Genomic DNA, 11,963 nt, shown 5'->3' with positions numbered 1-11,963 from the left:
TCACCCAACAGTCCCTCAGGCTATTCGGCACCTATCGCCGATCTGCGCCAGCTTGCGGCCGGGCTATCGGGAATCTTGGTGGTGGATGAAGCCTACGTAGACTTTGCTGAAGAGACGGCGCTGTCTCTGGTGCATGAGTTTGAGAATGTGATCATCAGCCGCACGTTGTCCAAGGGCTATTCCCTGGCAGGCCTACGGCTCGGGTTTGGTCTGGCCCAACCATTGCTCTTAAGCGGATTATTCAAAATCAAAGACAGCTACAACGTCGATGCGATCGCTTGTCTCGTGGGTGCAGCCGCCATGCGGGATCAGGCCTACAAAGATGCCTGTGCAGCCAAGGTGAAAGCCTCTCGACAAACCTTAGCGATCGCCCTGAAGCAGCTTGGCTTTCAAGTGCCTGAGCATGTGCAAACCAATTTTTTGCTGGTCACCGTCCCGCCCCACGGCAATGCAGGCGCGCTCTACCAAGGATTGAAGGATCGCGGCATTTTAGTGCGCTACTTCAACCATTCGGGTCTGGAGAACAAACTGCGAATCACCGTCGGCACCGATGACCAAAACGACCTGCTGATCGAAGCCCTGAGTTCGCTGCTGTGATCGATCGGGTGCTTGAGGCAAGAGGTTTGACCCGTAGCTTGAGAAAAAGTGGGCACTGTCCACCACACAACTACGGCAGTCTTCAGGCGCGGAGGCTAGAACGCGATCGCTTGCGGGTACGGCGACCTTGCAGAGCTACTTGGCGCACGAAGTCAGTCAGCCAATCTTTGACGCGGTAGGTGGCGATGCAGTCGTCTTCGTTGTAGCGCAGGATGGTGTCGAGATAGGTGCGATCGCCGGTGGTCATCCACTGGTCATACCAGTAAATCGCCTGAGCCCCGTTCGCATCGGCATCCCGCCAGCTAAAGCCAATCCAGCGGGCAATAGACTTGAGGGCATAGCTTTCCACGGGCATGGTAGCCACGCGGGTAATCCGTTCGTGTAGGTCTACAAACCGGGAGAGCAGCGGCAATAGCCAATCTCCCTCCACGGGATAGCGATGGGCGAGCCGTTTCACCGTTTGCACCTCATAGGGACAGAAGTGGAAAATGGGCGCATCGGGATAGCGCCACACTAAGTCGAGAAACTGGTACCAGATCGCCGCTTCTTGGTCAGGATGCTCAGCTAGGAGCGGATGGAACACCTCGGTGCCCGCCTGCCGATCCACCACCAGCACCCCATGCAGGTAGATCAGATCATGTTCGGGGGCGGCTTCAATGTCAAAATACAGCTCCACCGGCGCAGTGGGTAGCTCCTCGGGCGTGAGCAATAGCCCATCTAGGGTATCGAGGGATTGATGGGGATCTGCTGAGTAGGGCAGGGCAATGTCGTAGAGCAAGGACTGGGCTTGGCGCACCATTTTACGGGCCACCACCACCCCAAACCCCGGCAAGCCTTCGAGCTGGCTAGCATCCATGGCTGCTAGGGCTTCTACATGGATTAACTGCAATTCTTCAAGCTGTTGATAGCGACTAGGCGTCACCCCTGGCAAGAGGGAAAGATGCTGCTTGGTTTGGGCAATACCATAGCAATGGCTAAACCAATGGCACAGATCACAACGGTTGCGGGCAATGAACACCTCTGGCTCAGCTTGCTCTAACAGCATCGCTACACAGCCTTCTAGGACTTCATCCAGGCGCAGCAGCCATTCCTCTAACTTCACGGCATAGGGCGATCGCTCCCGCAACACTAGCCAGCTCGTGTCTGGAGCCGCCCCCTGCACCTGGGTCAACACAAAAGCATGGAACGCTGCCACCACTTGGTAATCCGTTTTGGGACGCTTACCCAGCTTGATATCCGTGGGTACATACATCCAGTCGCCAAAGATCGAAGCGCCGGGCTGGCGCACGAGCATCTTAGGACAACTGACCAACTGCACGCGATCGCCGTAGGGCATGGTCAGCACACCGTAGGCAATGCGATCCACGCCTTGGCGCATCAGATCCAGGGTTGCTTCTGCCCCAGCAGCCCAGTCTCGCCGAGGATAGCGGGGACGCTGAATCGGAGCATCTTCCATCACCGCAAGCTGATATTCAACGCTATCTTGGCGCAGCTTGGCCAAATAATCGTTGGGCGTATCCCGGCGGCTGGCATCCCCGTAGGTATCTAAAAAGGCCCGGCGGTTGCAGCGCTGGTAGTGAAAAAGCAGGTCATCCGTTACCCATAGGGGGGCAGTCGCCGATGGTGTATCGATACGGGGCGATCGCTCACTGGGGGTAGGCATGGAAACATTCGAGGCTGACCGTTGTGACTCAGCCCCGTCAATACTGAGTCGGTGGGGCTTAGCCGTCAAAGGTCGTCGTCATCGGACAAGAACAAGGGCTCAGCACAGTACCACCGTTCATCGGAACGGGCTGAGCGGGTCTAACCGGAGGAGAAATCCAATCCAGAAGCTGAACTATCACGTCTTCAACCAAGATCACAGAGGTCATTCATAGATCAAATGATGGACTGACCCATCACTTCCCCTTATCCCCCAAAACCTTCTGCCACCAAGGGAGAAAAGTAGAAAGAAAAGTTTCTCTAGAGCCCCTCTACCGTCCTGGGAGAGGGGTTTGGGGTGAGGGTCTTCGAAGTTTCGTCAGTCAACCAGACATCAAACTCATCCAGAGCAATCTAGGCATGAGTTCGACCTAGAGCTAATCAAGCTTGCTCCTATGCTAACAGCCCGCTAGCAGATCTTCCAGTGTCTGACGGAAGTTACGAAGAGCGATCGCCCGATCGCCCCCCATACCCCTTAGACGGCCCGTTGGAAAACGCGGCCGTTAGCTACAACAGGTAGAGCAGCAAAAACAGAATGATCCAAATGACATCAACGAAGTGCCAGTAGATCTCCGCTGCTTCGATGCCAAAATGGCTGCTGCTGGAATAATGTCCTTCCTGACGCGATCGCCAGAGCACCGCCAAAATCAGCACTAAACCAAACAAGACGTGTAGACCGTGGAAGCCGGTGAGTACGTAGAAGGTGCTGGCGTAGAGATTCGTCTTCAGACCAAACTCTAAGTTGCTGTATTCATAGAGCTGCCCAGCCAGGAAGATCGCGCCCATCACCGCTGTGATGCCAAACCAGAGACGCATTCCCTTGGTGTCGTTATTTTTAATCGCCGTATCACCCCGATGGAGCACAAAGCTACTGGCGATCAAAATCAGGGTATTAATGCCCGGCAGCAGCAGCTCCCGCTCTGGGGTACCCGCTGGCGGCCAAACGGGGGTCACGGCCCGAAAGGTGAGATAGGCCAAAAACAGGCCGGCAAAAATCATGCCTTCTGCAAACAGAAACACGAGGATGCCGAAAATGCGGTGGTCGGGATGGTCTTCGTGGTGACCGCCCGCTTCCGAGGGATAGTTGAGCGGCGACTGGGCCGTATCAATCGTAGAACCTTGCATAGTGGTATGGGGATGATTCCAATGGGGTCAATACAAGTGGGATGCGATCGCCTGCCTTTATAGGTCGAACCAGGGATCTAGAACAAGCGATCGCGATCGCCCTAGCTAGAAAGCACTGGGGTGTCTGATGAAGCCTCAAGGGCTTCGTTGTTTTTGCCGTAATCGTAAGGGCCGGTTGTCAGCACAGGAATGCCCTCAAAGTTCTCAATCGCAGGTGGCGACGTGGTTTGCCACTCTAGAGTGAGCGCATTCCAAGGGTTATCCCCAGCCGGCTTGCCCTTAAACCAAGACCACAGCGCATTCACAATGAACGGCACCGTAGACACCGCCAAAATGTAGCTACCGATGGTGCAAAGCACATTCAAATCCGCAAAGCGGGGATCATACATCGCCACCCGGCGGTTCATCCCCAGCAGCCCGAGTTCATGCATGGGCATAAAGGTGAGGTTCATGCCGACGAAGGTCAGACCAAAGTGAATGCGTCCCCAGGTTTCATTCATCATACGCCCCGTCATTTTGGGGAACCAGTGGTAGAGGGCAGCATAGATGCCAAACACCGATCCGCCAAACAGGACGTAGTGAATGTGGGCCACGATGAAGTAGGTATCGTGGACGTGAATGTCAAAGGGTACGGAAGCAATCATCACCCCGGTAATACCGCCGATCACAAAGGTGGCGATAAATCCTAGGGCAAACAGCATGGCGCTGTTCAACTGAATCTTGCCGCCCCAGATGGTCGCTAGCCAACCAAAGACCTTGATCCCCGTCGGTACGGCAATGATCATGGTGGCGATCATAAAGAACATGCGCAGCCAGGCTGGTGTACCGCTGGTGAACATGTGGTGGGCCCAGACAATTAGCCCTAGGAAGCTGATGATCATGCTGGAGTAAGCGATCGCTCGATAGCCAAAGATCGGCTTACGGGAATGCACCGGCAAGATTTCGGAAATCGCCCCAAACAGCGGCAGAATCATGATGTAGACCGCTGGGTGGGAGTAGAACCAAAACATATGCTGATAGACCACCGGATCGCCACCGCCGGTGGGGTTGAAGAAGGCGGTGCCGGCCAATAGGTCAAACGCCAGCAAAATCAGCGCTCCCGCTAGAACTGGGGTGCCGGTGAGAATCAGCAAACCAGCAGCCAGCATCGACCAGCAAAACAGCGGCATTTGGTAAATGCCCATAGAGGGCACCCGCATTTTGATGATCGTCACCACAAAGTTGAGCGCCCCGAGGATCGACGAGGTACCCAAAATCAGCAGGCTAAAAATCCAGATGCCTTCCCCCACCTTGCCCGAGACCAAGCTCAGGGGCGGGTAGGACGTCCAGCCAGACTGGGGCGTTTCTAGCCAAAAACTAGAGAGCAGCAGCGCACCACCCACCACAATCATCCAAAAGGCGAGGGCGTTGATTTTGGGAAACGCCATGTCCTTGGCCCCAATCATCAACGGGATCAAGTAGTTGGCCAAACCGGCCCCGGCAGGCACCACCCACAAAAAGATCATGATGGTGCCGTGCAGCGTCAACATGCCATTGTAAAAATCGGGGCTGACAAAGTCCGACGGCGGGGTAGCCAACTCAGTACGAATGGCGGTGGCCAACGCTCCACCGATCAGATAAAACACAAACGAGGTAACGAGGTATTGAATACCAATGACCTTGTGGTCACTATTGAATGTAAAGAAGTCCGTCCACTTGCGTTCTGCTTCCGCATGGTGTGCAGGTTGGGCGGGGACGGACGCTGGAATATCAACTTGTGTCATGCGTCAGTTATCAAGTCACGTCAAGGTCTGCAATGGATCGTAGGCAGGCTAGCTTTAAGAGCCTCTTAAGGCTTAGAGCGATTGGGTCAGCTCCTCAGCCCCTGTGTGGGACTCATGGAGCGATCGCAACATTTCGGGCTCCAAACCCATATCGTCGGCGTAGGGCGTGAGGTAATCCACATCCGTACGGGGGCGATCGAGGGAGGCAATTACCTCATTGATATCTGGGCGGCTAGCAATTTGTTGCTGCTTCCAAGCTTCAAACTCCTCCGGGGTGTCCACATACATGCGCGTCACCATCGAGCCGTGGTAAGCACCACAAAGCTCAGCACAGATGACCGGATAGTCACCGGCCCGGGTTGGGGTAAATCGCAGTTCAGAATCTCGTCCAGGAATAGCATCCTGCTTGAGGCGAAACTCAGGTAGCCAAAAGGCGTGAATGACGTCCTGGGCCTTAAGCTTCAGCCGAACATCCTTGCCTTGGGGCACATGCAGCTCACCCGAGATGATCCCTGTGTCCGGGTAGGTGAAGATCCAGGCATATTGCAGCCCCATCACATCAACGGTGAGATCGGCCATCTGCCCAGCCTTTTCCGGTGATGCGCCAATCCCTAGCGCCATATGGTGGTGACCGCCATGGGGACTGCTGCCATTCATCAAAGGAGCCCCATACTCGTCATCCCCCGTCATGGCCACCTGGGTGACCGCAGGATCCCCCGCAGCGTTGGGATCAAAGCCGCCCATCTGGGAATATACGTCAAAACTATAGACCCCAATGACCAACACAATCACCGCTGGAATGCCTGTCCAGACAATTTCTAGGGGAATGTTGCCATCAATATCCGGGCCATCGGTGGTGTCGTCTTTAGCGCGGCGGAATCGCAAGATCGCAATGATCAGAACGCCTTCCACGAGCAGAAACAGCCCGATGGAGATGGTCATCATGGTGTTGAATAAGCCGTCAACCAGTAAGGCTTCGTTGGAAGCGGCGACAGGCAGCAGCCCATGGTTTTGTCCATACCACAGGCTCACTAGGGTTAGGGCTATGCCCGCCAGCATGGTGGCAATACTACTCGGAATATTCACAGTTATTGGTGTTGAGAATTCGGCAAACGGTGGAACGGTGTTGAGAGACTGAACCTTGAGGATCTGAGCAGATGCTTAGGATTGCGGGTTTGGATACAGCGATCGCTCAATAGAACAGCAAGACTGTACGGGTGAGATGAAAGCGATCGCCCTGCCCCTGCCTGCCACCTCTCGATGTCAAATGCACCTATCGCGTCACCTGAAACCCTTCAGAGGCGCTACAGAATATGACCGTTTAGGTATGACCGTTTAGGATCAAGTTCAGCATCAAGGATACCCAGAACGCAGAGTCGTAGTCGTTCTACCGCGAGAAGCCACTACGCTTACCACGTTAAAGCAGTCCTTTGGTTTTCGGGAGCGTTGTAAGGCATCTTTAATCTTTTCCCTAGATCCAGCGCGGTAGACAGCAGCTAAAGTGTGGCGATCGCTACAACTTATTTGAACGCATTCTAGAGATATTGCAACACGTAACAAAGTCCTGCGCTTTACGAACAATCATTTCTAAAGATTTTCTGTAGAAACAATGGGATTTTTACCCCACAATCCGAAGAAATTCCAAAAGCTTTCCCCAGAGCCGAATAGAGTCATTAAAGTGTAGGGGTCAGACGCTAGATCAGAACGTGGTATCTCTTAAACCTTCTTCACACTTTTCAGCACTGAGCTGTCAACCTTGGCTCCACTCAGCCCAACGCAGCATCGCACTAGGTCTGAATCATCTAGATATAACCGTCTGACGACCTGTTCCCCGCAAGGAACCCTTCAACTCGAATCTATTCCGAATCTATGGTGACTTTGGAGACGCTTGCATGACAGACTCCATCCTGCAGCCCACTATCTCAGCCTCAACGGCCTTAGCAACCCCCTCTAGAGCGAAACCGCTGCCGACGGATCGGGTGCGGCGCTTGCTATGGAAAATGGCGATCGCCACCTGGATCCTCATGGCCATTGGCAGCGCCACCCGCGTCATGAATGCCGGCTTAGCCTGTCCCGATTGGCCGCTGTGCTACGGCACCCTCTTTCCCAGTCAGCAGATGAACCTCCAAGTCTTTTTGGAGTGGTTCCATCGCCTAGATGCTGCCTTGATCGGGGTCATGGCGATCGCGTTGGTGGTCTACAGCCTATGGCAGCGAGCCGCCTTGCCCAAGTGGGTACCCTGGGGGGCAATGCTAGCCTTAGGGCTGATTATGGCTCAGGGACTGTTAGGCGCTCTGACTGTCACCCAACTCCTGCGGTTTGACATTGTCACCGCCCACCTCGGGACAGCCCTGCTATTTTTTATTACCCTGCTGGTGATGGCAAGTTTGCTCTTGCCCTATCAGCGCACCGGCACCGTGGGCAATTGGCCCCAAGTCAGCCTAGTTGCGGCTCTGCTGATCTACACCCAGAGCATCACGGGGGCGCTAGTCGGATCCCGCTGGGCTCTCCACCAATGTTTAGCCGGTGGCAATACCTTTTGCACAGTGCTGCAAAGCCATGTCTTGGGCGTGATCCCCGCCAGCCTAGGCACCTTGATTTTGGTGATTGGTGTTTGGCGCACCCCGGCCCTGCAGGCGAGCCTGCGGCAGTTAGGCTTCATGGCTCTGGCGCTGCTTTGCATCCAGGTGGGTCTGGGTCTATCCACGTTTTATGCTCACCTGCAAATTGAGCTGCTCACCGTTGCCCACCAAGCCGTTGGCGCGGCCCTCCTAGGTACCCTCGTCTGCTTCACGGTGCTAGGCAGCCGCGATCGCTGTCTTCCCTCCATTTCGCTGGGCGATCGCGTGGGAGCCTGAGCGATCTCCACCCCTTGGCAGCCTCACCAACGTTGCTATCCTCACCAAACTTTCCTCCCCGATTTCTACCGTTGCGAACCCTTGGGACTTGAACTGAATGCATGAATCTGTCTTACATCCATCCCCTCGGCACCATACCAACATCTGGCAGGTGCTCCGCAGCTATTGGCAGCTCACCAAGCCACGCATTATTATCCTGCTGCTGATTACCACCGCTGGCAGTATGTGGATGGCAGCCGAAGGCCAGGTTGATCCCATCCTCTTGCTGGTAACGCTGCTGAGCGGGGCCTTGGCCGCCGCTGCCGCCAATACCATCAACTGTCTCTACGATCGCGACATTGACTATGACATGGAGCGCACCCGCCATCGCCCCCTGCCGTCAGGACGGGTGCAGCCCCGCGATGCGCTGGTGTTTGCCATTGCCCTAGCCGTCATCTCCTTTACTCTGCTGACGGTCTTTGCCAATTTGCTGAGCGCCTGCCTGGCCATGTCTGGGATCGTCACCTATGTGCTGGTCTACACCCACTGGCTGAAGCGCCACAGCACCCAAAATATTGTGATCGGCGGCGCTGCTGGTGCCATTCCTCCCCTCGTGGGTTGGGCTGCGGTAACCGGCGATGTGGGCTGGCCCGCCTGGATTTACTTCGTCATCATTTTCCTGTGGACTCCTCCCCATTTTTGGGCCCTAGCGATGATGATCCGCGAGGACTATGCTAAGGTCGGTGTCCCCATGCTGCCGGTGATCCACGGCGAAGTATCCACCGCTCGGCAGATTTGGGTCTATACCCTGCTGCTCGTTCCCGTAACCCTGCTGCTGGTCTATCCCTTTGGCGTTCTGGGTGCCTTTTACGCCCTGTCGGCGCTAATCCTGGGCGGGATTTTTGTGGGCAAGGCCTGGGCGTTGTTGCAGGAGCCAGCGGATCTACAATTGGCACGATCGCTCTTCAAATACTCCATCTTCTATATGATGTTGCTGTCGGCGGGCATGGCCGTGGATAGCTTGCCGGCCACCCACGCCTTCGTGGGCCAGCTTACGGAAACCATTGATATGGTCGTCAGCGCTGTGCCGATTAATCAAATTCACGTCCCGTAAAAAAGCTTCACACTTTAGAATAGAAGGCAGAGTCTTTCATGTGATGGCGATCGCATTTACGGACATGATCCCCAAGCGATCGCCGATCACCACTGATGCATCACGCTAGGAAACCCATGACGCCTGCTATTTGCATTCAAAATCTGCAAAAATGCTACGGTTCCGTTAACGCTGTTCAGAACGTCTCCCTGCAAGTCGAGCCAGGGGAGATTTTTGGGCTACTGGGCCCCAACGGGTCTGGCAAAACCACCACCCTCCGCTGCCTTTGTACCCTCACCACACCAGATGCCGGTACTGTGGAGGTGTCCGGGATTTCAGTCTTAGACCATCCCAAACGGGCCCGACAGCTTCTGGGATACGTGGCTCAAGAAGTAGCCATCGACAAGGTGCTCACCGGGCGAGAATTGCTCCAGCTCCAGGCCGCTCTTTACCATCTGCCATCCCAGCAGAGCAGCGATCGCATTCACCACATGATTGACCTGCTGGGGCTCACAGAATGGATTGACCAGCGCAGCGGCACCTACTCCGGCGGCATCCGCAAACGCCTAGACTTGGCCGCAGGACTACTCCATCAGCCCCATGTGCTGGTGTTAGACGAACCCACCGTGGGTCTGGATATTGAAAGCCGCGTGATTGTTTGGAACTTTCTGCGTCAGTTGCGCGAGCAGGGCACCACCATTCTGATCACCAGCCATTACCTAGAAGAAGTAGACGCCCTCGCCGACCGCGTAGCGATTATTGACAACGGCACCGTCCTGGCTACCGGCCGGCCATCCGACCTCAAGGATCAGCTCGGGGGCGATCGCATCACCCTACGCATCCGCGAATTTACTCCAGTTGATGAAGTCGAAACGGCAAAATCTGCCCTGAAATCTGTGGACTGCGTACAAGAAGTTATCGTCAACCCTGCCCAGGGCAACTCTCTGAACCTAATTGTGACGCCCCAAAGCGATGCCCTGACCACCGTTCAACAGGCTCTACACCAAGCCGGGCTCCCCACCTTCGGCATCTCTCAGTCTCGCCCTAGCCTAGATGATGTCTACCTAGCAGCCACCGGGAAAACCCTGATGGATGCAGAACTTGCAGCCGCCAGCCGTCGAGATCCCAAAGCAGAGCGCAAGCAAAATATGCGCTAAGGTTCTCTCGCTCTCGCCCGTTGCTACCCACACGAATGCGGAGCAAGGTTGATAGTGTGATATTGAATCATTGATGGCGTAGTTGATTGAGTAGTTGATTGTTGATCCCCGCTGAACTGCACGGCTAATTCCTATGACACGTACGGTAACCCCCCAAGTCTCATCACCCGAGGTTACGGCCTCGACGATCCCGGAAGCGATCGCCCTCCCAGGTCTGTTCTCCTCTGAATTTGTCCAAGAAACGGCAGCCCTCACCCGCCGCCTCTTCATTCAGCTTCAGCGCCGCCCAACGACCCTGATTGCTGGAGTGATCCAGCCGTTGATGTGGTTGGTACTCTTTGGGGCACTGTTCCAGAATGTTCCCCGCGGCCTCTTTGGTGAAAGCGATAATTATGGACAGTTTTTGGGAGCTGGCATCATTGTCTTCACAGCCTTTGGCGGTGCGCTGAATGCCGGGCTGCCAGTGATGTTTGACCGCGAGTTTGGCTTTCTCAACCGCCTGCTCGTGGCTCCCTTGGCCTCGCGGCTGTCCATTGTCTTGGCCTCAGCTCTGTTCATTGCCACCCTCAGCCTGATCCAAACCGCTGCCATTGTCGGCACCAGCGCTTTCCTAGGCGCAGGATTGCCCGGTCTAGGGGGACTGCTGCTGGTCACTGCCATCGTCCTGCTGCTGGTGTTGGGCGTCACCGCCCTAAGTTTGGGATTGGCCTTCTCCTTACCAGGACATGTGGAGCTGATCGCCGTCATTTTTGTCACCAACCTACCGCTCCTATTCGCCAGCACCGCCCTCGCACCCCTCTCCTTTATGCCTGCTTGGCTGCAGGTGGTAGCAACTCTCAATCCCCTCAGCTACGCCATTGAGCCCATCCGCTATATCTACACCCACGGCGATTGGTCGCTGACCAGCGTGGTGATGCAGGCTCCCTTTGGGGCAGTCTCCATGGTGGCGGCCCTAGCGGTACTCGTCGTCTTTGATGCGATCGCCCTTTTAGCCGTTCGCTCCACCCTCAAACGCACCCTTTCTTAAAAGCAACCTAGTAGGCTGGGAGCAAATTCAAGGCGTCCAGCGTCTCTTAATGTAGTTCACGTCTTCTCCAACTATTGATGACCATGGCAACAGTCTCCACCATTCGATTCCTCCGTCGTACAGCCTTAGGGTTGCTGGCAACCAGCAGCCTCCTGTTGGCAGCCGGGACAGCGATCGCCCAAACCTCCTCTGACCTCGCTCCCCTTGAGGGGCTACGCACCCAAGACAGCGGCAGCGGCAATATTCTAGACAACAACAACGGCGGCAGCTTGTTTGATATCTACCACCGCATGAACCTGAACAACGGGCAATCGCCTCAGCAGTTCTATAATCAGCAACGAAATAATATTGACAACGCCGCCACCGACTTCCGCGCCGAACAACTCCGCCGGATGCAGCAACAGGAAGACCAAGACACCCAGGCACCTAGCGAAAACTAGAGCTTGCTCGAGAACTTGGTCAAACCTTGATGATCTTGTAGACCAGCTCAAGGGTCTTGAGATTGCAAAGCCCTGATTTGCTAAGATTTCGGCGGCTCGCCGGTGTTCCTCACTCGCATCACATTTCCAAGCAAGTTGTACCAGAATCCGGCTCCCATGGAAATGGCGATGCCGCTTAGTAGCCATCCCACCATTTGCTTCAGAATAGGTACGGGCCAAGATT

The 11,963-nt window shown here is 55.3% G+C and carries 10 protein-coding genes; 6 read left to right on the top strand and 4 right to left on the bottom strand.

Translation table 11 applies throughout. The features are described from left to right. On the top strand, window positions 1-597 hold a 597-nt coding region (locus V6D20_20870), incomplete at its 5' end, for a histidinol-phosphate transaminase (GenBank protein ID HEY9818233.1). 82 nt (window positions 598-679) lie between these two features. Here V6D20_20870 and V6D20_20865 read toward each other — a convergent pair. From V6D20_20865 to V6D20_20850, 4 genes are all read right to left on the bottom strand, one after another. After that, window positions 680-2,260: a TM0106 family RecB-like putative nuclease gene (locus V6D20_20865; GenBank protein HEY9818232.1), complete on the bottom strand. Its 1,581-nt coding sequence runs from the start codon at window positions 2,258-2,260 to the stop codon at window positions 680-682. A 545-nt stretch (window positions 2,261-2,805) separates the two neighbouring features. Then, entirely contained in the window at window positions 2,806-3,423 is a 618-nt protein-coding gene (locus tag V6D20_20860) for a heme-copper oxidase subunit III (protein HEY9818231.1), read from the bottom strand. Between the two features lie 101 nt (window positions 3,424-3,524). Then, window positions 3,525-5,186, bottom strand: coding sequence for a cytochrome c oxidase subunit I (gene ctaD, locus V6D20_20855; protein ID HEY9818230.1), 1,662 nt, complete (start codon window positions 5,184-5,186; stop codon window positions 3,525-3,527). A gap of 72 nt (window positions 5,187-5,258) precedes the next feature. Beyond that, window positions 5,259-6,272 (bottom strand): cytochrome c oxidase subunit II, encoded by a 1,014-nt coding sequence (locus V6D20_20850; protein HEY9818229.1) that lies wholly within the window; start codon window positions 6,270-6,272, stop codon window positions 5,259-5,261. An 806-nt stretch (window positions 6,273-7,078) separates the two neighbouring features. Between V6D20_20850 and V6D20_20845 the strand changes: the two genes are divergently transcribed. From V6D20_20845 to V6D20_20825, 5 genes are all read left to right on the top strand, one after another. Then, window positions 7,079-8,044: a heme A synthase gene (locus V6D20_20845; protein HEY9818228.1), complete on the top strand. Its 966-nt coding sequence runs from the start codon at window positions 7,079-7,081 to the stop codon at window positions 8,042-8,044. Between the two features lie 97 nt (window positions 8,045-8,141). Next, window positions 8,142-9,137, top strand: coding sequence for a heme o synthase (locus V6D20_20840; GenBank protein HEY9818227.1), 996 nt, complete (start codon window positions 8,142-8,144; stop codon window positions 9,135-9,137). A 116-nt stretch (window positions 9,138-9,253) separates the two neighbouring features. Beyond that, window positions 9,254-10,273 carry an ABC transporter ATP-binding protein gene (locus V6D20_20835; GenBank protein ID HEY9818226.1) on the top strand — a complete coding sequence of 340 codons (1,020 nt, stop codon included), beginning with the start codon at window positions 9,254-9,256 and terminating at the stop codon, window positions 10,271-10,273. Between the two features lie 133 nt (window positions 10,274-10,406). Next, window positions 10,407-11,300 (top strand): ABC transporter permease, encoded by an 894-nt coding sequence (locus tag V6D20_20830; GenBank protein HEY9818225.1) that lies wholly within the window; start codon window positions 10,407-10,409, stop codon window positions 11,298-11,300. Window positions 11,301-11,383: 83 nt separating this feature from the next. Further along, entirely contained in the window at window positions 11,384-11,740 is a 357-nt protein-coding gene (locus V6D20_20825) for a hypothetical protein (GenBank protein HEY9818224.1), read from the top strand. Window positions 11,741-11,963 lie beyond the last annotated feature (223 nt).

The sequence above is a fragment of the Candidatus Obscuribacterales bacterium genome (assembly GCA_036703605.1).
Lineage (GTDB): Bacteria > Cyanobacteriota > Cyanobacteriia > RECH01 > RECH01 > RECH01.
The sequence above is the reverse complement of the archived record's forward strand: the minus strand, read 5'-3'. Positions and strand labels throughout refer to the sequence as shown.